The 20,687-nt window shown below is 66.3% G+C and carries 15 protein-coding genes; 9 read left to right on the top strand and 6 right to left on the bottom strand.

Translation table 11 applies throughout. From position 1 onward, the window contains the following. Nucleotides 1–152 precede the first annotated feature (152 nt). The gene (locus tag HV786_RS05860) at nucleotides 153–1,769 is read left to right on the top strand and encodes a GMC family oxidoreductase (RefSeq protein ID WP_175210274.1); all 1,617 of its coding nucleotides are present in this window, start codon (nucleotides 153–155) and stop codon (nucleotides 1,767–1,769) included. Nucleotides 1,770–1,837: 68 nt separating this feature from the next. On the opposite strand, the gene cfa is transcribed toward HV786_RS05860, so the two are convergent. After that, complete coding sequence (gene cfa, locus HV786_RS05855; protein ID WP_174245446.1) at nucleotides 1,838–3,031, bottom strand: cyclopropane fatty acyl phospholipid synthase; 1,194 nt, start codon at nucleotides 3,029–3,031, stop codon at nucleotides 1,838–1,840. 352 nt (nucleotides 3,032–3,383) lie between these two features. On the opposite strand from cfa, the gene HV786_RS05850 reads away from it, so the two are divergent. From HV786_RS05850 to greB, 3 genes are all read left to right on the top strand, one after another. Continuing rightward, nucleotides 3,384–4,250, top strand: a complete 867-nt coding sequence (locus tag HV786_RS05850; RefSeq protein ID WP_252870007.1) for an alpha/beta fold hydrolase — start codon at nucleotides 3,384–3,386, stop codon at nucleotides 4,248–4,250. 69 nt (nucleotides 4,251–4,319) lie between these two features. After that, nucleotides 4,320–5,165, top strand: coding sequence for a 3',5'-nucleoside bisphosphate phosphatase (locus tag HV786_RS05845; protein WP_062841093.1), 846 nt, complete (start codon nucleotides 4,320–4,322; stop codon nucleotides 5,163–5,165). Between the two features lie 68 nt (nucleotides 5,166–5,233). Beyond that, nucleotides 5,234–5,785, top strand: coding sequence for a transcription elongation factor GreB (gene greB / locus HV786_RS05840; protein WP_128827202.1), 552 nt, complete (start codon nucleotides 5,234–5,236; stop codon nucleotides 5,783–5,785). A gap of 164 nt (nucleotides 5,786–5,949) precedes the next feature. Here the strand turns inward: greB and HV786_RS05835 are convergent, their stop codons facing one another. From HV786_RS05835 to HV786_RS05825, 3 genes are all read right to left on the bottom strand, one after another. Next, complete coding sequence (locus HV786_RS05835; RefSeq protein WP_128827201.1) at nucleotides 5,950–6,978, bottom strand: DctP family TRAP transporter solute-binding subunit; 1,029 nt, start codon at nucleotides 6,976–6,978, stop codon at nucleotides 5,950–5,952. An 84-nt stretch (nucleotides 6,979–7,062) separates the two neighbouring features. Further along, nucleotides 7,063–8,361, bottom strand: coding sequence for a TRAP transporter large permease (locus tag HV786_RS05830; protein WP_128827200.1), 1,299 nt, complete (start codon nucleotides 8,359–8,361; stop codon nucleotides 7,063–7,065). Beyond that, complete coding sequence (locus HV786_RS05825; RefSeq protein ID WP_128827199.1) at nucleotides 8,358–8,900, bottom strand: TRAP transporter small permease; 543 nt, start codon at nucleotides 8,898–8,900, stop codon at nucleotides 8,358–8,360. Before HV786_RS05825 ends, HV786_RS05830 begins: the two co-directional genes overlap by 4 nt. 361 nt (nucleotides 8,901–9,261) lie before the next feature. Between HV786_RS05825 and purL the strand changes: the two genes are divergently transcribed. Together purL and HV786_RS05815 are read left to right on the top strand one after the other, a co-directional pair. Beyond that, nucleotides 9,262–13,311: a phosphoribosylformylglycinamidine synthase gene (gene purL / locus HV786_RS05820; protein ID WP_128827198.1), complete on the top strand. Its 4,050-nt coding sequence runs from the start codon at nucleotides 9,262–9,264 to the stop codon at nucleotides 13,309–13,311. 190 nt (nucleotides 13,312–13,501) lie between these two features. Continuing rightward, nucleotides 13,502–15,133, top strand: coding sequence for a methyl-accepting chemotaxis protein (locus HV786_RS05815; RefSeq protein ID WP_128827197.1), 1,632 nt, complete (start codon nucleotides 13,502–13,504; stop codon nucleotides 15,131–15,133). 109 nt (nucleotides 15,134–15,242) lie between these two features. On the opposite strand, the gene HV786_RS05810 is transcribed toward HV786_RS05815, so the two are convergent. Then, nucleotides 15,243–16,226, bottom strand: coding sequence for a Bug family tripartite tricarboxylate transporter substrate binding protein (locus tag HV786_RS05810; protein ID WP_056319064.1), 984 nt, complete (start codon nucleotides 16,224–16,226; stop codon nucleotides 15,243–15,245). Nucleotides 16,227–16,245: 19 nt separating this feature from the next. Then, nucleotides 16,246–17,202: an alpha/beta hydrolase gene (locus HV786_RS05805; RefSeq protein ID WP_128827196.1), complete on the bottom strand. Its 957-nt coding sequence runs from the start codon at nucleotides 17,200–17,202 to the stop codon at nucleotides 16,246–16,248. A 162-nt stretch (nucleotides 17,203–17,364) separates the two neighbouring features. On the opposite strand from HV786_RS05805, the gene HV786_RS05800 reads away from it, so the two are divergent. The 3 genes from HV786_RS05800 to HV786_RS05790 all read left to right on the top strand — a co-directional run bounded on the left by HV786_RS05800 (nucleotide 17,365) and on the right by HV786_RS05790 (nucleotide 20,512). Further along, nucleotides 17,365–18,282 (top strand): LysR family transcriptional regulator, encoded by a 918-nt coding sequence (locus HV786_RS05800; RefSeq protein WP_128827195.1) that lies wholly within the window; start codon nucleotides 17,365–17,367, stop codon nucleotides 18,280–18,282. Between the two features lie 130 nt (nucleotides 18,283–18,412). Continuing rightward, entirely contained in the window at nucleotides 18,413–19,885 is a 1,473-nt protein-coding gene (locus HV786_RS05795) for a M20 family metallopeptidase (protein WP_062841085.1), read from the top strand. Nucleotides 19,886–19,954: 69 nt separating this feature from the next. Further along, nucleotides 19,955–20,512 (top strand): DUF1415 domain-containing protein, encoded by a 558-nt coding sequence (locus tag HV786_RS05790; protein ID WP_128827194.1) that lies wholly within the window; start codon nucleotides 19,955–19,957, stop codon nucleotides 20,510–20,512. Nucleotides 20,513–20,687: the final 175 nt, after the last annotated feature.

Genomic DNA, 20,687 nt, shown 5'->3' with positions numbered 1-20,687 from the left:
ACACTAATAAAGCCCTTTTCAACATTTCATTGGACAGCCGCCTCGCCGTGCGCCAGAGTCTCGGCAGATTCCCGGCGCGCGCACCGCGTCGCAGCCGGGGCGGCTCACCGTGCCGGCGTCCTTATCGGGCCCGGACTTGATAAGAAGAGCTTATGGAGACATACGACTACATCATCGTGGGTGCGGGCTCGGCCGGCTGCGTGCTGGCCAACCGCCTGAGCCGCGATCCTGCCGTGCAGGTCCTGCTGCTGGAGGCCGGCGGGCGCGACAACTATCACTGGATTCACATCCCGGTCGGTTACCTGCACTGCATCGGCAACCCGCGCACCGACTGGATGTACCGCACGGCCGAGGAACCCGGGTTGGGCGGGCGCTCGCTCATTTATCCGCGCGGCCGCGTGCTGGGCGGCTGCTCGTCGATCAACGGCATGATCTACATGCGCGGCCAAAGACAGGACTACGAGGATTGGGCCTCCTTGTCCGGTGACGCGGCCTGGAGCTGGGATCAGGTGCTGCCGGTCTTCAAGCGCAGCGAGGACTACCACCGGGGCGCCGACGAATTTCATGGCGCGGGCGGCGAATGGCGCGTCGAGCAGCAGCGGCTGCGCTGGGACATTCTGGAAGCCTTTGCCACCGCAGCCGAACAGGAAGGCATTCCGCGGGTGCAGGACTTCAACCGCGGCGACAACTTCGGTAGCGGCTATTTCGAGGTCAACCAGCGCAGCGGCTGGCGCTGGAACACGTCCAAGGCATTCCTGCGCCCAGTGCAGAAACGCCCGAACCTGCACGTGATGACGGGTGCGCTGGCCGAGCAGCTTGAATTCGACGCGAAGCGTTGCGTGGGCGTGCGCGTCAACCGCGCCGGGCGCGCGATGTCGCTGCGGGCGCGGCGCGAGGTCGTGCTGGCAGCGGGCGCCGTGAACTCGCCGCACCTGCTGGAAGTCTCGGGCATCGGCGAGCCCGCGCGCCTGCGCGAAAGCGGCATCACGCTGCGTCATGCCTTGCCGGGCGTGGGCGAGAACCTGCAGGACCATCTGCAACTGCGGGTCATCATCAAGGTGAACGGCGTCAAGACATTGAACCGCATCGCCTCCACGTGGCTGGGCCGCGCGGGCATCGGGCTGGAATACCTGATGAGCCGCAGCGGCCCGATGAGCATGGCGCCCTCGCAGTTGGGGGCGTTTGCAAAATCCGATCCCGGCCAGGACCGCGCCAACGTCGAGTTCCACGTGCAGCCGCTGTCGCTGGGCGCCTTCGGCGAACCCCTGCATGGCTTCGACGCCTTCACCGCCAGCGTCTGCAACCTGCGCCCCACGTCGCGCGGCAGCGTGCATGCGCAAGGCCCGGCGGGGCAGAAGGGCAGCGAGGCCCCTGTCATCCGCCCCAACTACCTCAGCACCGAAGAAGACCTGCAAGTCGCCGCCGATTCGATCCGCCTCGTGCGCCGCATCGCCGCCGCGCCCGCCCTGCAGCGTTACCAGCCTCAGGAATGGCTGCCGGGTCCGGCCTTCCAGACCGAGGACGAACTGCGCCAGGCGGCCGGCAAGATCGGCACCACGATCTTCCACCCGGTGGGCACCTGCGCGATGGGCCGCAACGCCGACCACGGCGCGGTGGTCGACGCGCGGCTGCGCGTGCATGGCCTGCAAGGACTGCGCATCGCGGATGCATCCATCATGCCGCGCATCACGTCGGGTAACACCAATTCGCCGACCATCATGATCGCGGAGCGCGCGGCAGACATGATTCGGGAAGAGGCGGGCGCATAGCAGCGCGCCAATGAAAACAAGCCGCCCGGTACGGGGCGGCTTGCCGATGCAAGCGGGCCGCGCCGGCTTCAGCGCAGCGACCGGTAGGTGTCCTGCCGCTGCGGATGCGTCAGGATCACCTGCCAAAGCTGGCCCTCGCGCGACCGGAAAAAGCCCGCGCAACACATCAGGTAGTACTTCCACATCCTGTAGAACCGGGTGCCGTAGCGCGATTCCAGCGTTGGCCAGGCGCGCTCGAAGCGTTCCCACCAGGCCATCAGCGTGCGGTCGTAGTCGGCGCCGAAGTTGTGCCAGTCTTCGATGATGAAGCGGCCCTCGACGGCGGTGGCGATCTCGCGCGCCGACGGCAGCTTGCCGTTGGGGAACACGTAGCGGTCGATCCACGGATCGGTGCTCTGGCTGGTGGCGGCGATGCCGATCGTGTGCAGCAGGAAAATGCCTTCCGGCGCCATCAGCCGCTGCACGTTGGTGAAGTAGGTGTCGTAGTTCTTGGGGCCGACGTGCTCGAACATGCCGACCGAGACGACCTTGTCGAAGCGGCCCTGCAGGTCGCGGTAGTCCTGTAGCAGCAGCTCGACCGGCAGGCCCTTTACCCGTTCCTGCGCCAGCGCGAGTTGCTCCTTGGATACCGTCACGCCCGTGACCTTGACGCCATAGCGCTCGGCCGCGAACTTGGCCAGTCCGCCCCAGCCGCAGCCGATGTCCAGCAAGGTCTCGCCTTCCTTCAGTTGCAGCTTGCGGCAGATCATGTCCAGCTTGGCGACCTGCGCCTCTTCCAGCGTCTGGGCGTGTTCCCAATAGGCGCAGGAGTAGATCATCCGGCTGTCGAGCATGGCCTCGAACACGTCGTTGCCCGCATCGTAGTGCTGCTCGCCGACCTCGAACGCGCGGTGCTTGGATTGCAGGTTGAACAGCTTGTGTCGCAGGTGCTCGGCGATCAGCTTGATGCGCGCCACGCCCAGCGCCGCGGATCCCATGTCGGCGCGCAGCAGGCGGGTGAAGAGCTCGTCCAGTTGCTCGCAGTCCCATTCGCCGTCCATGTACGACTCGCCCAGCCCCAACGACCAGCTGGCGAACACCCGCTCGTACATGTGCTTGTCATGCACCTGCATGTCCCAGGGGCGCGACCCGTTGATCTGCACGTCGGCGCGGGCCATCAGGTCCTGCAGGATCTTGGGGGGGGCGGGGGGAGGCGAGACGACGACGCCGGTTTGAACGGCGGGCTGTTCGGTCAGCGGGGGGACGGGACTGCTTTGCTGCATACGGACTCCATATCAATTTTGGGAAGACTGATCTGGCAATGCCTGAAGCTTTTTACTGTGCGCCTTGAAAGGTGTGCAACTCCAATTTAATGAATGCATCGCGCCGATAGCCATCGGCAATGTCGGACGGGTGCCAGGCGGGAACGGCGGCTCTGAGATGCAGGGATCGTAGCCACGAAGTCCGCGATAGTCCAGAGCCGGCCGCACCGGCCTTTCATAACCGATAAGATAGCGGCCAAAGCGGCGCCGCCGTGCCGGCCGCGCGCAACCCGTGGAGCGTACCGAAGTGCAAGCCAGCCTGGAACCCCGTTTGGAATTCGTCACCTGCGCCAGCCCGGCGGGCCTGCACCGCATGGCCTATTGGGAGTGGGGCGATCCCGCCAATGACCGGGTGCTGCTCTGCGTGCACGGCCTGACCCGCAGCGGGCGTGACTTCGATGTGCTGGCGCGCCGGCTGGCCGGCCACTACCGGGTGGTCTGCCCCGACGTCGTGGGGCGCGGCCGCTCGGATTGGCTGGTCAATCCGGCGTTCTACACGGTGCCGCAGTACGTGTCCGACATGGTGACGCTGATCGCGCGCCTGCGCCCGGCCAGCCTGTCGTGGGTCGGCACGTCCATGGGCGGGTTGGTCGGCATGGCGCTGTCGGGCGCCGCCGCGTTCGCCAAGGCCATGGCCGCGATGCGCCCGCATGCCGGGATGTTGCCGCCTGACCAGGGACTGCGTCTGGACAAAATGGTGCTCAACGACGTGGGGCCGCGTCTGGAGAACGGCGCCCTGTCGCGCATCGGCCAGTACGTGGGCGCGCCCGGCGAATTCGCCACGTTCGAAGAGGCCGTGGCGACGATGCGCGCCAATTCGGAAACCTTCGGTCCGCACACTGACGCGCAGTGGGCGGAGCTGGCCAAATATCTGTATCCGGAACAGGGCGGCAAGTGGGTCAAGCACTACGACCTGGCGATTGCCCAGGCTTTGGGGGCCCAGACGCCCGAGGAACTGGCGGCGGGCGAACAGATCCTGTGGCGATCGTATGACGCGCTCGATTGCCCGGTCCTGATCGTGCGCGGCGAGCTGTCCGACCTGCTGACCCGCGCCACGGTAGACGAAATGCGCAAGCGCAATCCGCGTGCCCGGGCGCTTGAAGTGCCCGGTGTGGGCCATGCCCCCACGCTCATCGTGGACGACCAGGTCGATCCGGTGGCGGACTTCCTCTTGGCCTGAACGGGCGGGCGGCATTGTGGGGACAGGCCGGCGCTAGGCGCGCCGCCGGGCCTTCTCTACAATAGCCCCATGAAATCGCCCACGCTGAACATCGACCTGCATTGCCATTCCACCGTCTCGGACGGCGCGCTCGCGCCCCGCGACGTGGCGCAGCGCGCGTTCGCCAATGGCGTTGATGTCTGGGCGCTGACCGACCACGACGAAGTGGGCGGCATCGCCGAAGCCTCGGCGGCGGCCCAGGAACTGGGCATGCGGTTTGCCACCGGCGTCGAGATCTCGGTCACCTGGGCCGGCCTTACGGTGCACATCGTCGGCCTGCGGTTTGATCCCAACAACGCGGATTTGATCGAAGGCCTGCGCAAGACCCGCTCGGGACGCGCCGCCCGCGCCAAGCGCATCGGCGACCGCCTGGCGGACATGGGCATGCCCGGCGCGTATGAAGGCGCGCTGCCGTTTGCCGGCAATCCCGAACTGATCAGCCGCACGCACTTTGCGCGTTATCTGGTGCAGGCCGGCTATTGTCCGGATGTGCAGACCGTGTTCAACAAGCACCTGGGCGACGACTGCCCCGGTCACGTGCCCATGCAGTGGGCCACGCTGGCCGACGCGGTGGGCTGGATCCGCGGCGCGGGCGGTCAGGCCGTCATTGCGCATCCGGGCCGCTACAAATACACGCCGCTGCAGTTCGCCGCGCTGTTCGACGAATTTCTGCAACTGGGCGGCGTGGGCATCGAGGTCAACACGGGCAGCCATACCGTGGAAGAAGCGCGCCAGTACGCCGAGGTGGCGCGCCGCTACGGCTTCCTGGCCTCGCGCGGCTCGGACTTTCACAGTCCCAAGGAAAGCCGGATGGATCTGGGCCAACTGCCGCCGCTGCCTCCCGACCTGAAGCCGGTCTGGCACGACTGGTTCTGACGCGGGCGGCCCGCGCCGCTCATTTTCACAAGCTTCGACAGTGATCGCGCCATCGCGATGCAACCGCCATGAACAAAGCCTTTGTTAAAGAGTCCGACCACGAGGACGACGAAGACCTGCCGCAGGCCCAGGCGCTGCCGGCCGGCACCAAGAACTACATGACGCCCGAGGGCTACGAACGCCTGCGTGGCGAGCTGACGCAGCTCATGAATGTGGAACGACCGGCCGTCGTGCAGGTCGTGTCGTGGGCCGCGTCCAACGGCGACCGTTCGGAAAACGGCGATTACCTCTACGGCAAGAAGCGCCTGCGCGAGATCGACCGGCGCATGCGCTTTCTGACCAAGCGGCTGGACATTGCCGAGGTCGTGGACCCCAAGGCCCAACCCAACCGCGACCAGGCCTTCTTTGGCGCCACCGTCGTCTATGTCGACAAGGCGGGCGAAGAACACACCGTCACCATCGTGGGCGTGGACGAAGCCGAACCGCTTGCGGGCAAGATCAGCTGGATCTCGCCGGTGGCGCGCGCTTTGATCAAGGCGCGGGAAGGCGACACGGTCGTGCTGCGCACACCGGCCGGCATCGATGAGCTGGATATTCTGGAAGTCAGCTACCCGGAATAGGGCGGCTGTCTAACACCGATCGTCCGGGGTGTCAGGCACCCAAAAAATAACGGGCGCCGGTTTGTGGCCGGCGCCCGTCTGGTGGGCGGGATTCTAGCGTCCCTGCCTCGGTTGGCGGCTTGCGCCGCCGGTTCCCCTGGGGCTTGCTGCGAAACTTTCGCGGGTTACTTCTTGCGCTCAGCGATCGACTTTTCGGCCTTGTTGACCAGATCCTCGCCGATCTGCTTCTTCCACTTTTCGTAGACGGGCTGGGTGGCCTTCACGAAGGCGTCGTGGTCGGCTTGCGACAGGGTGGTCACTGTGACGCCGTGGCCGGCGATTTCCTTGAGGAGCGACGGGTCTTCAGGCGTCACGCCCTTGCGCGCGATGACAATCTGCTGCTTGCCGGCGTCCAGCGCGGCCTGGCGCACGATGTCGCGGTCTTTTTCCGACCAGGAATTCCAGACTTCTCGGTTGACCACGAAGATCAGCGGATCGGCCACGTAGTTCCAGAGCGTCAGGTACTTCTGGCCCACGGTGTAGAGCTTGGAGCCGGTGTAGATCGACAGCGGGTTCTCTTGCCCGTCGACCGCGCCGCTGGCCAGCGCGGGCTGCGCATCAGCCCAGCTCATCTGCGTGGGATTGGCGCCCAGCGCGGTGAAGGTGTCGATGTACAGCGGCGACCCCACCACGCGCAGCTTCATGCCCTTCATGTCTTCGGGCCGCTTGATCTCGCGCTTGGAGTTGCTGACCTGCCGGTAGCCGTTCTCGCCCCAGGCAAGCGGCACCACGCCCGCCTTTTCGATGAGCTTGAACATGTCCTTGCCCACGTCGCCCTGCACCAGCGCGTCGATGGCGGCGTAATCGGGCATCAGGAAGGGCAGCGAGAACAGGTTCAGCTGCTTGACCTGCGGCGACCAGTTGATGGTCGACCCGACGGCCATGTCGATCACGCCCTGGCGGATGGCGGTGAACTCGCGGGTCTGATCGCCCTGGACCAACGAGGTGCCGGGGTAGACCTTGATGTTGATGCGGCCTTCGGTGCGCTCGCGCACCAGGTTCGACCAGATCTCGGCGCCCTGGCCCCACGGGAAGGTGGTGCCCACGACGATGGAGAGCTTGTACTCGGGCTTGTAGTTCTGCGCATGCGCGGGCGCCATGCCCACCACGGCCGCCGCGCACAGCGCCGCGCCGATCAGGTTGCGGAATTTCATGTTGCGTCTCCTCTCTCTGCGAGTCTTTCTGTTGTTGTCATCCACGGCCGGGCACCCAGTCGGGCCGGCCCCGTCCAGCCTCTCTCAATAACCCAGCTTGCGCGGCAGCCACAGCGCCAGTTCGGGAAACACCAGCACCGCGACCAGCACCAGGAACATCGCGCCCAGCAGCCACACCACCCAGCGCACGGTCGACTCCATCGGCACGCGCGCGATGCGGCACGACACCATCAGGTTCACGGCCAGCGGCGGGGTGAACTGGCCCAGCGCCACCTTCAAGGTCAGGATCACGCCGAACCACACCGGATCCCAGCCATAGGCATTGGCGATGGGCATGAGCAGCGGCACGAAGATCAGGAAGATCGAGATGCCGTCCAGGAACATGCCCACGGTCATCAGCAGCAGGATCAGCAGCGCCAGCACGCCCCATTCGCCCAGGCCCGAATTGACGATGGCGTGGGTGATCGGGTCGATCACGCTGAGCGTGGACAGCGCCCACGCGAAGATCCCGGCCAGCGTCACCACCAGCATGATCACGGCGGACAGCTCGGCGGCTTCGCGCAGGATCGTGTACAGGTCCCGGAACTTGATGGTGCGATGGATGAAACCGCCCACGAAAAGGCCATAGAACACGGCAACGACCGCCGCCTCGGTGGGCGTGAACCAGCCCAACCGCATGCCGCCCAGGATCAGCACCGGCGCGGCCAGGCCCCAGGACGCCTCGTGCAGGCTCTTCCAGAAAGGCGGGCGGGGCAAGTGCGCCTCCAGCGCGCCCATCTTGTATTTACGCGACAGCCACACGGCCGGAATGATCAGCGCGAAGCCGGCCAGGATGCCCGGGATCATGCCGGCGGCAAACAGCGCGGGCACCGAGGCGCCAGGCACCAGCACGGAGTAGATGATGAAAGCCACGGACGGCGGAATCAGGATGTCGGTGGCCGCCCCGGCGGCCACCACGGATGCGGAGAACGACCCCGGATAGCCCGCGCGCGACATCGCGGTGATCATCACCGCGCCCACGGCCGCGGCGCAGGCCGGCCCCGAACCCGAAATGCCGCCCAGGAACATCGCCACCGCGATCGACACCAGCGGCAACATGCCGGGACCGCGCCCGACAATGGCGATCGCAAAGTCCACCAGCCGCTTGGCAACGCCTGACCGGTCAAAGATCGACCCCACCAGCACGAACATGGGAATCGCCAGCAGCGGGTACTTGGCCAGGCCGGCATAGAAGTTCTGCGGAACGGTCAGAAGGCCGTACCACGGCGTGTCCAGGTTGGTCAGCACGATCGCGACCGTGCCGCCGATCCCCAGCGCCACGCCGACCGGCACGCCGATCACCATCAGGACGATGAAGACGGTAAATAGGATGACGGCGATCATCGCAGGGCATCCCGGACCGGAGCGCGCGCCAGACGGCGCAGGGTGCCAAGGGTGCGCAGCGAAATGGCCGCGGCCATGACCGGTAGCCAGATCGAATACCACCACGTCGGCACGCCGATGGCCGGCGAGGTTTCCTCGTAGATGAATTCGTCGTACACCAGCTTCACCGACAGCACGGTCAGCAAGACGAAGAACGCCAGCACGCAGGCGTTGGATATCAGCGCCATGATGCGCTGGCGGCGCGGCGAACCCGAGTCGGCCAGGATCTCGATCCGGATGTGATGGTTGCGCACGAAGGCCACGCTGCCGCCCGCCATCGTCAGCACAATCAGCAGGAACACGGAAATTTCTTCCGTCCACGCAAACGACTGATCGGTGAAATAGCGCACCAGCACATTCAGGAAAGTGATGATGGCCAGGGTCGCCAGCAGGATCACGGCCAGCCAGTCCTCGACGGCCAGCGGCACCTTCACGGCGGGATCTGCTTCTACGGGGATGATTGGTTCTACAGGCTCGGCGGGGGCGTCGGGGCGGGACATGTGAGGCAACGGCCAGCGGGCGTGGGGCGCCGCTTTTCTTGTTGGATAGGGTCGCTGCATCCTACCGTCGCACCGCGAGCGAGGGTGTTCGTGTTTTCCCGCAATGCGGGGCGGCCGCAACATGCTGCATTGCGCAAAGCGTCAGCCGGCGGGCAGGGCCCGCGAGGGGAAAACCGCCATCGCCCCCAGCGGTGGCGGACCGATATTGCTGTGCACCATCCGCGCCAGACACCATGCGGAATTCTTTTGTAACAATGGTCGGATGAGGGCGGCAGAACCTCCATTGAACTTCGGCTCCGGGAAAACCCCTTAAACGGGTAAAATCCTTTCTTTGCACCCCTCTTTATACGGCGCCCGCATCGTGTCCCTAGTTCAGCATCTGCCTGGTTCCTCCGTCCTGTCCTCCTTTCGACGTGATCGCCTTCTGGCGCAATTGAAGGAAGCCGGCCTGCCGGTGGCCGACATATCCGCCCGCTACGAGCACTTCGTCAGCACCGACGCCGCCCTGACGGCCGAACAGCAGCAGCAACTCACCCAACTGCTGGACTACGGCACGCCCAGCACCGCCGAGGCGCCAGCCAAGAGCGTGTCCCTGCTGGTGATCCCGCGCCTGGGCACGATTTCCCCCTGGGCCAGCAAGGCCACCGACATCGCCCACAACTGCGGCCTGTCGTCGGTGCATCGCATCGAACGCGGCGTGCGCTACGTCATCACGCCCGAACGCGGCCTGCTCGGCGCCAAGTCGCTCGACGAAGCCATGCTGGCGCGCGCGGCCGACTGCCTGCACGACCGCATGACCGAAACCGTGGTGGACGCCAGCTTCGACGGCCAGGCGCTGTTCCAGCCGCTGGCGAGCAAGCCCATGCGCACGGTCGACGTTCAGACGCGCGGCGCCGATGCCCTGGTCGAAGCCAACACCACGCTGGGCCTGGCCCTGTCCGACGACGAGATCGAATACCTGGCCAAGTCCTTCACCGACCTGGGCCGCGATCCCACCGACGTCGAACTGATGATGTTCGCGCAGGCCAACAGCGAACACTGCCGCCACAAGATCTTCAACGCCGAATGGGTCATCGACGGCCAGTCGCAGCCCAACACGCTGTTCGGCATGATCCGCGCCACGCACAAGGCGCAGCCGCAAGGCACCGTGGTCGCCTACTCGGACAACGCCGCCATCATGGAAGGCGGCCCCGCGCAGCGCTTCCAGGCCGGCGTGCCGGGGCTGGCGGGCGAGGGCGCCGCCAGCGCCAAATACATCCGCCGCGATACCACCGTGCACACGCTCATGAAGGTGGAAACCCACAACCACCCGACCGCGATCGCGCCGTTCCCCGGCGCCTCCACCGGCAACGGCGGTGAAATCCGCGACGAAGGCGCCACCGGCCGCGGCTCCAAGCCCAAGGCGGGCCTCACGGGCTTCACCGTGTCGCACCTGCGTTTTGACGACGCGCTGCAACCCTGGGAAGCCGACCACCACGGCCTGCCCGATCGCATCGCCTCGCCGCTGTCCATCATGATCGACGGCCCCATCGGGGGCGCGGCGTTCAACAACGAATTCGGCCGTCCCAATCTGCTGGGCTACTTCCGCTCGTTCGAGCAGACCGCCGGCGGCACGCGCTGGGGCTACCACAAGCCCATCATGATCGCGGGCGGCCTGGGCAGCATCGACGCCGGCCTCACGCACAAGGAAGTCATTCCTCCCGGCGCGCTGCTGATTCAATTGGGCGGCCCCGGTTTCCGCATCGGCATGGGCGGCGGCGCCGCCTCCAGCATCAGCATGGGCAGCAACTCGGCTGAACTGGACTTCGACTCCGTCCAGCGCGGCAACCCTGAAATCGAACGCCGCGCGCAAGAGGTCATCGACCGCTGCTGGCAGCAGGCCGAAAACAACCCCATCATCGCGATCCACGACGTGGGCGCGGGCGGCCTGTCCAACGCATTCCCCGAGCTGGTCAACGACGCCGGCCGCGGCGCGATCTTCGATCTGAAGCGCGTGCCCCTCGAAGAATCGGGCCTGTCGCCCGCCGAAATCTGGAGCAACGAATCGCAGGAACGCTACGTCCTGTCGATCCTGCCGCAAGACCTGGAACGCTTTGACGCCATCGCGCGCCGCGAACGCTGCCCGTACGCGGTGGTGGGCGTGGCCACCGAAGAGCGCCAGCTGCGCGTGGTGGATGGCGAGGGTCTGCCCGGCCTGGACACGATCCGTCCGCAAAATGAGGCCGAAGTGCGCCCCGTGGACGTGCCCATCGACGTCATCCTGGGCAAGCCGCCGCGCATGACGCGCGACGTCACTCGCCTGCCCGGCGTGTCCGAGCCGCTGGACCTGGCCGGCATCGACCTGACCGAAGCCGCCTACCGCGTGCTGCGCCACCCCACGGTGGCCAACAAGTCCTTCCTCATCACCATTGGCGACCGCACCGTCGGCGGCCTCTCCAGCCGCGACCAGATGGTCGGTCCGTGGCAGGTGCCGGTTGCCGACTGCGCCGTCACGCTGGCCGACTACGAAGGTTTCCGCGGTGAAGCCATGTCGATGGGCGAGCGCACGCCCATCGCCATGCTGGACGCCCCGGCCTCGGGCCGCATGGCCGTGGCCGAAGCCCTGACCAACCTGGCCGCCGCCGACGTGGCGCGCCTTGAAGACATCAAGCTGTCGGCCAACTGGATGGCCGCCTGCGGCGTGGCCGGGCAAGACGCCGCGCTGTACGACACCGTGTCCGCCGTCAGCGAACTGTGCCAGGCCACCGGCCTGTCCATTCCGGTCGGCAAGGACTCGCTGTCCATGAAGACCTCGTGGGAACAGGACGGCGAGCAGCGCCAGGTCGTCGCGCCGGTGTCCTTGATCATTACCGCGTTTGCGCCGGTCGCCGATGTGCGCGCCAGCCTGACGCCGCAGCTGCGCACCGACGCGGGCGACAGCGTCCTGATCCTGATCGACCTGGGCCGCGGCCGCCATCGCATGGGCGGCTCGATCCTGGCGCAGACGTATAACCAGGTCGGCCAGACCGTGCCGGACATCGATTCGCCGCAAGACCTGCGCGCGTTCTTTGTCACCATCCGCACGCTGGCCGAAGCCGGCACCATCCTGTCCTACCACGACCGCTCCGACGGCGGCCTGTTCGCCACGCTGGTCGAAATGGCCTTCGCCGGCCGCACCGGCATCTCGGTGAACCTGGACATGCTGACCTTCGATCCGCAATCGGCGGATTGGGGCGACTACAAAATCCGTCCGGAACAGGTCGCCGTGCAGCGCGACGAACTGACCCTGAAGGCCCTGTTCTCGGAAGAAGCGGGCGCCGTCATCCAGGTGCCGGCCTCGCAACGCGACGCCGTCATGCAGGTGCTGCGCGGCGCGGGTCTGTCGGCGCACTCGCACGTCATCGGCGGCCTGAATGCCGCCGACGAGGTCGAGTTCTACCGCGACGGCCGCAAGGTCTGGGGCCAGCCGCGCGCCGACCTCGGCCGCGCCTGGTCCGAAGTCTCTCACCGCATCATGGCGCGCCGCGACAACCCCGCGTGTGCCCAGGCGGAACTGGACGTCTGGAACGACACCAAGGATCCGGGCATGAGCCCGAACGTGGCCTTCGACCCGCAAGAGAACGTGGCCGCGCCGTTCATCAACACCGGCAAGCGTCCGCGCGTGGCCATCCTGCGCGAGCAAGGCTGCAACAGCCAGGTCGAAATGGCCTGGGCCTTCGACACCTCGGGCTTCGAGGCCATCGACGTCCACATGACCGACCTCCTGTCCGGCCGCCTGGACCTGGCGGAAATGCAGGGCCTGGTCGCGGTGGGCGGCTTCAGCTACGGCGACGTGCTGGGCGCCGGTGAAGGCTGGGCGCGCACCATCCGCTTCAACAGCAAGCTGTCGGACCAGTTCGCCGCGTACTTTGCGCGTCCCGACACCTTTGCGCTGGGCGTTTGCAACGGCTGCCAGATGATGGCCGCTTTGGCGCCGATGATCCCGGGCGCCGAGCACTGGCCGCGCTTCACGCGCAACCAGTCCGAAAAGTACGAAGCCCGCCTGTCGATGGTGGAAGTGGCCAAGTCGCCGTCCATCTTCTTTGCCGGCATGGAAGGCGCCCGCGTGCCGGTCGCCGTGGCCCACGGCGAAGGCTTTGCCGACTTCTCGCAGCAGGGCGACGCCGGCCGCGTGCTGGCCGCCGCGCGCTTCATCGACAACTACGGCCAAGCCACCGAAGCCTATCCGTTCAACCCGAACGGCAGCCCGGGCGGCCTGACCTCGGTGACCACGGCTGACGGCCGCTTCACGGTCATGATGCCGCACCCGGAACGCGTGACCCGCAACGTCATGATGTCGTGGGCGCCCGAGAAGTGGGGCACCGCGGATTCGGGCGGCGCGTTCAGCCCGTGGATGCGCATCTTCCGCAACGCGCGCGCCTGGCTGAAGTAAGCGTCCGGGGGTGAACCCCGAACCGTAGCCACAGAAACCGCCGCGGCACGTCCGCGGCGGTTTTGCGTTGCGCGCTTGCGTGAGGCCCGGGTCCGGGCCTTGCCCACATGTAACCCAATGAGATATTTAACTTTTCATTGCATTGCGCCGTTAAGGGGAGAGCGTTACGCAACCCCCGGAGTGGTTTTCAATGTTCAAGAATTTAAGTATCCGCGCAATCCTGACGACCGCTCTGGCCGTCTTCTTTGCCCTTTTTCTGGTGACCGGCATCGCGGTCTATCAGCAACTGACTTCCAACCGCACCTCGATCGAGGTGATGCTGGACACCAACCTGGTCCGCGCCAATTCGCTGGACGACGCGGCATCTGACCTGCTGCGCGCCCGCGTGGTGCTGCTGGCCGCGCACAGTGCGCTGCTGGAAGGCAAGAGCCTGGACACCGCCGCCAGCAACATGCAGCGCATGGACAGCTATGTGGCCAAGGCCACCAGTCAGATCGAGACCGCGCGCAAGCTGCCCGAAACCTCGCCGCAGGGCAAACCCCTGTTCGAGGCTGCGCTGGCCGCCTACGACGTCTACGTGCGCGAAGCCATCTTCCCGCTGATCGCCGCGATCCGCGCCGGTGACGCCAAGGAGGCCGGGCGCATCAACCAGGAGAAGGTGAGCCCGCTGGGCACCAAGTTCACCCAGGCCAACCAGCAGTACGTGGACTTTGCCGACGAAATCGGCCAGCGAGTGGCCCACGATTCGGCCGCGCGCATCAATAGCGCGATCGTGTTTCTGATCTGTCTGCTGGTCGTCGTGGCGGCGCTGGTCGTGGGGCTGTATGTGGTCTTCGGCAGGGCGGTCTTTCGTCCGCTGCATGAAGCCGGACGTCTGTTCGACCGCATCGCCAGCGGCGACCTGACCAACCGCATCGAGCAGCGCGGCAACAACGAAATCGGCGTGCTGTACGCCGCCGTCAAGCGCATGCAGGACAGCCTGGCGCGCACCGTGTCGGCCGTGCGCCTGGGGGTTGAAGAGATCCACACCGGCTCACGCGAGATCGCTGCGGGCAACATCGACCTGTCCTCGCGCACCGAGCAGCAGGCCGCTTCGCTGGAAGAAACGGCCGCCAGCATGGACGAGCTGTCCTCCACCGTGAAGAACAACGCCGACAGCTCGCGCAGCGCGGCGCAACTGGCAATGGCCGCGTCTGAGGTGGCCACGCGCGGCGGCCAGGCCGTGGGCGACGTGGTGGGCACGATGCGCGGCATCGCCGACAGCTCGCACCGCATCTCCGATATCGTCGGCGTGATCGACGGCATTGCCTTCCAGACCAACATCCTGGCGCTGAACGCCGCGGTCGAAGCCGCCCGCGCGGGCGAGCAGGGCAAGGGATTTGCGGTGGTGGCAAGCGAAGTGCGCGCGCTGGCGCAGCGCAGCGCGGCGGCCGCCAAGGAGATCAAGGGCCTGATCGACGATTCCGTGCAGAAGGTGTCCGTGGGCTCGGACCAGGTGGAAGCGGCTGGCGCCACCATGCAGGAGATCGTCGCGTCGGTGCGCCGCGTGACGGACATCATCAACGAGATTTCTCACGCCTCGGAAGAGCAATCCCAGGGCATCCAGCAGGTGAACCAGGCGGTATCGCAAATGGACAGCGTGACGCAGCAGAACGCCGCGCTGGTCGAAGAGGCGGCGGCTTCGGCGGCATCGCTGGAAACGCAGGCCCAGCGCCTGCGCGAAGCGGTGGCGGTGTTCAAGCTGCAATCCGGCCGGGTGATCGAGGCCGATGCGCCGGCGCTTGACAGCCGAGGCGGCGAGCCGGCGCTCATCGGCGCCTGATCCCGCCCTGCAACGTTAAGCACCAACAAAAAGCCGGCCCTGAAGGCCGGCTTGCAAGCTCCCTGCAAAGACCCCGCCGCGCAACGCGCCGGGGTCTTCTGCTTGGCGTTTACTGGTCCAACTGGATCTTGGCGTCGTTGGCGACGTTCTTCCACTTTTTCACGTCGCTGGCGATCACTTGCTGGAAGGCGTCCGACGAACCGGCCACCACGGTGCCGCCCAGGCTGGCCATCTTGGCCTTCACTTCGGGCGTGTTCAGCGCCTTGACCGAGGCGTCGTGCAGCTTCGTCTTCACCGCTTCCGGCAAGTTCTTCGGGGCCAGCAGGCCGTTCCACGCGTTGGCTTCGTAGCGTGCCAGGCCGGCTTCCTTGAAGGTCGGCGTGTCGGGCAGTTCCGGCGAACGCGCGTCGGCGGCGATGGCGATCGGGCGGATCTGGCCGCTCTTGATGTAGGGCAGCGAGGCCGGCACGGGTTCCCAGATCATCGACACCTGGCCGCTGATCACATCGGTGAAGGCGGGACCCGCGCCGCGGTAGGCGATGTGCATCAGATGCGCACCCGTCATCGACTTCATCAGTTCCATCGCCAGGTTGCCCAGGCCGCCCGCGCCGGACGAGGCGTAGGTGTACTTGTCCGGATTGGCCTTCGATTGCGCGATCAGCGCGTTCAGGTCGGCCGCCGGGAAGTCCTTGGTGACGCTCAGCACGCCGGGCACGGTGACCAGTTGCGTGATGGCCGTGAAGTCCTGCGACGCATCGTAGGTCAGGTTCTTGTAGACGGCCGGGTTGGTGCCGTGGGTGCTGGAGGAAGCCAGGAGGATCGTGTAGCCGTCGGGCGCGGCGTCGGCAACGTAGCGCGTGCCGATCGAGCCGCCCGCGCCGGCCTTGTTCTCGACCACCACCGTCACGCCGAGTTCGGTACCCAGTTGCGCGGCGAAGACGCGGCCGATGATGTCGGCCGTGCCGCCCGGGGCAAAGGGCACGATCATGCGGATGGGCTTGCTCGGGTAATCGGATTGCTGGGCCGACGCGCCGGCTGCCAGCGTGGCGCCGGTCAGGAGCGCCAGGGCAATGGTGGTTTTCTTCAGGGTCATCGGTGTCTCCACGAGAAGGTTAGTCGAGGCTGCGATCGAGCCAATCGACGATCAATCCGGCAATGTGGTCGCTGTTGCGATCCAGCATGCAGAAGTGCGAGTTGCCGGCAATGCCGGCAGCGGGCAGGTCCAGCACGTCGGCGCATTGGCCGGCCGCGCGCAGGGCGTTCCAGTAGGCGTCCGTCTGGGCGCGGTAGCGCTGCCAGGTGTCGTCCGCGTTGAAGTGATCGCCCCAGATCAACAGCTGCGGGGGCAATTCGCAGGTGGCCTGGGCCGGGGTGCCGGTGGGCTCGACCGCCACGACGGCGCGCACGGTCGCCGCGTACTCCTGTGCCAGTTGCGTGGCAAAACCGCCGCCTTGGCTGTGGCCGATCACGATGCAAGGGCCCGCACGGTCCAGCAGTGCGCGATACGCGTCCAGCGCCATGTCGCCGTGAGTCAGCCAGCGCGGCACGAACTGCTTGGAAAAGGTGTCGAACGCGTCGACGGGAAATTGCTGTTGGGGATACGCCTGCCGCGGCTCGCCGGCGCGCGCATAGCCCGAGGCCGGACCAATGCGAAACAGCCGCCACGCTTCTTCCTTCGAGCGGAAGATCGGGGACGAGTCGTAGACCTCGGGAAACATCGCCCAGGAAGCGCGGCCGCGTTCCGGCGCGTCGGACACGAAAACGTCGTACCCGGCCTGCAGCAGCCGCCACAGCCAGCCATCGCGCCCGTCGGGCGTGCTCTCCCACTGCGCGCCCGTCATGCCGCCGCCGTGCCACAGCAGCACGGGGTAGGGCCGGGTCGGCTGCGCCAGCCGGTACTCCTGCACATACAGTTGGCCGGCGCTGTAGCCGCCATTCATGTCGATCAGCCGGGGCGACGCGTTGCCGACCACTTTTTGCTGCTGCATCGGGAGTCCGCCAGCCACCACTTCGGTGCCGCCGACGTAATGGCTGCGAATGGACTTGAGCAGGACGGGGGAGTCAGGCATAGGGTTTTCCAGGAGTGGTCGAAGGGATGTTAGTTGCAAGGTGTTTCTGTCTTGTGCAAAATGCGCAAGCGTTGTGCTGGATCGGCACAGCCGCTGAGCCGCTGGAAAACACACGCCCAGCCCCGGACAGACATGGGGCGGGCACGGGAGGCAGGAGGACACATGGACATCAAATGGCTCGAGGACTTCGTCGCGTTGTCGAAGTCGCGCAACCTGTTTCAGGCCGCCGAGTCGCGCAACGTGACGCACCCGGCGTTCGGGCGACGCATCAAGGCGCTGGAGGAGTGGGCGGGCGTGCCGCTCATCGAGCGCGGCCACCAGGTGTCCACGCTGAATGCCGCCGGCCGCAGCGTGCTGGCCGCCGCCATCGACGTGCTGGACATCCTGCAAGAGACGCGCGAGGCCCTGCAAAGGCCGGAGCAGGAACGCGCCCGCAAGATCACGATCGCCTCAGGCAAGACGCTGGCGCATTCTGTCCTGCCCGGGCTGATGGCGGGCGTGCAGCGCAGCCTGCCGGCTTTTCAACTGAAGGTGATCACGACGACGCTGAATTACGGCGTGGACATGCTGGAGGACGGCGAAGTCGATTTCCTGCTGTGCCATGCTCACGAACCGCTGTACGCGAAGATCGACAATCCCAATTACCGCTGCCGCCGGGTGGGGGCGGACAAGCTGGTGGCGGTCAGCGCGCCGGTCGCGCCGGGCGGGCGCCATCCCCGCCATGCCGTGCCCAAGCTGGCCTCGGATCCGCCCGTGCCGTTTCTGGCCTACGCCGACAGCATGTCGCTGGGGCGCATCCTTCATGACAAGCTGCGCGGCTTGTGCGAGGTGCCGCTCTTGCAGACCACGTACGAGTCCGACCTGGCCGACGCGCTGCACGCGATGGCGCGCCAGGGCTTCGGCCTGGCCTGGCTGCCGCACACGCTGGTCGAACCCGACCTGCGCAACGGCAGCCTCGTGCGGGCCGACGGCGCCCGCAACGACATCCACATGGAAATCCGCCTGTACCAATCGGTCGGCAACGCCAAACCCCTGGCCCGCGAGGTCTGGAGCCGGATCGAGGCCTACGCGGCCAAGTAGTCCCGGCTGCCGTCGCGCCATGCCCTGGTGTCTGACACCGTCATAAAAATGCCACCCCCACCCAAACATCCCTGCCGCCCGGGCATAAAATAGCGGTTTGCCCCTTTCCCGCACACAGGAAGCCAGCGCCATGAACGCACGCATCCCCGAAGACGCATTGCCGCCCACCCTTGATCCCAAAGCCCTTCAGGACTTTGTGGACGACAAGTGGGACAACGAGATCATCCCCGCGCTGACCGATTACATCGCCATTCCCGCCAAGAGCCCGGCCTTCGATGCCGACTGGGAAAAGAACGCGTTCATCGAGCGTGTGGTGCGCGACGCGGCGCAGTGGGTCGAAGCGCAGAAGGTTTCCGGCCTGAAACTGGAAGTGGTGCGCCTGCCGGGCCGCACGCCCGTCATCTTCTTTGACGCGCCCGCCACCCGCAGCGACAACGGCGACACCGTGCTGCTATACGGCCACCTGGACAAGCAACCCGAATTCTCGGGCTGGCGCGCCGGCCTCGGCCCGTGGACGCCCAAGTACGAAGACGGCAAGCTCTATGGCCGCGGCGGCGCCGACGACGGCTACGCGGTGTACGCGTCGCTTACCGCCATCATGGCGCTGGACAAGCAAGGCATTCCGCGTCCGCGCTGCGTCGGCATCGTCGAGACCTGTGAAGAATCGGGCAGCTATGACCTCTTGCCGTACGTGGACGCGCTGCGCGACCGCCTGGGCAACGTGGCGCTGGTGGTGTGCCTGGACTCGGGCGCCGGCAACTACGATCAGCTCTGGATGACCACGTCGCTGCGCGGCATGGTGTCCGGCACGCTGGAAGTCCAGGTTCTGGACGAAGGCGTCCATTCGGGCGACTCCAGCGGCGTCGTGCCGTCCTCGTTCCGCATCCTGCGCCACCTGCTGGACCGCCTCGAAGACAGCGGCACCGGCCGCCTGCTGCCGCAAAGCCTGCACTGCGAGATCCCCGCCGAACGCATCGAACAGGTTTCCGCCACCGCCCGCATCCTGGGCGACGAAGTGTGGCGCCGTTTCCCCTGGAGCTGCGGCGCTGACGGCGGCTTCGTGCTGCCCATGACCACCGAACCCGAGCAGGCGCTGCTGAACCGCACCTGGCGTCCGACGCTGTCGGTAACGGGCGCGGAAGGCTTGCCGCCGCTGTCCAGCGCCGGCAACGTGCTGCGTCCGCGCACCGCGTTCAAGCTGTCGCTGCGCCTGCCGCCGCTGGTCGACGCCGTGGCCGCGTCCCAGGAAATCAAGGAGCTGCTCGAAGCCGATGCGCCCTACAACGCCAAGGTCATCTTCAAGGCCAACGAAGGCGCCGCCACCGGCTGGAACGCGCCCGCCACGGTGCCCTGGCTGACGCAGGCGCTGGACGCGGCGTCGCAGCAGTACTACGGCGCACCTTGCGGCTATATCGGGCAGGGCGGCACCATTCCGCTGATGAGCATCCTGCAAAAGGGGTTCCCGCAGGCGCAATTCATGGTCTGCGGCGTGCTGGGTCCCAAGTCCAACGCGCACGGTCCCAACGAATTCCTGCACGTGCCGTACGGCAAGAAGCTGACCGCCGCCGTGGCCCAGACCATGGCCGCCATGCCGGCCGCCTGATACATACGCGTGCCATGCAGAGCGCGGGGCCCCGGGCCTTGCGCTCTTTCTTTTTCCAGGACTGATTCCATGATTTCCACTTCCGACGCCTACGCCAATGTGGTCGCAGAAACCCGCCATTGGCTGAACCAGGCCGTGATCGGCCTGAACCTCTGTCCCTTTGCCAAGGCGGTGCAGGTCAAGGACCAGATCCGCTTTGCGGTCAGCGACGCCACCGACGCCGAGGGTGTGCTGACCGATCTGCAGGACGAACTGGCGCTGCTGGCCGAAACCGATCCCGACAAGATCGACACGACGCTGCTGATCATCCCCGATGCGCTGGACGACTTCCTTGAGTTCAACGAATTCGAAGACCTGTCGGACCGTCTGCTCAAGCGCATGCGTCTGGTGGGAGAGCTGCAGGTTGCCACTTTCCACCCGCAGTTCCAGTTCGCCGACACGCAGCCGGACGATATCGAGAACTACACCAACCGCTCGCCGTATCCCATCCTGCACCTGCTGCGCGAAGACAGCATCGACCGCGCCGTCGAATCGTTCCCGGACGCCGCCGAGATCTACGAAAAGAACATCGACACGATGAACAAGCTGGGTCTGGAAGGCTGGAAAAAATTGATGACCAAGCCCTGACCGGCGGCCTTGGCGCCAACGCTTGCGGGATATCCCTAGATAGCCCGTCGGGTGTATTGCATACAACATACGATCATTGTGACCGTCGCCGTTCGGCGGCGGCCTGTACGTCCTTCCCCTTTTCATTGCCTTGCCTCGCGGCCCTCGTTGGCCGCGCGTTGGCCTTTGCCTTTGT

It is taken from the genome of Achromobacter mucicolens (assembly GCF_902859725.1).
GTDB classification, from domain to species: Bacteria; Pseudomonadota; Gammaproteobacteria; order Burkholderiales; family Burkholderiaceae_B; genus Achromobacter; species Achromobacter mucicolens.
Note: the sequence above shows the minus strand (reverse complement) of the source record. Positions and strands in the feature narration are given on the sequence as shown.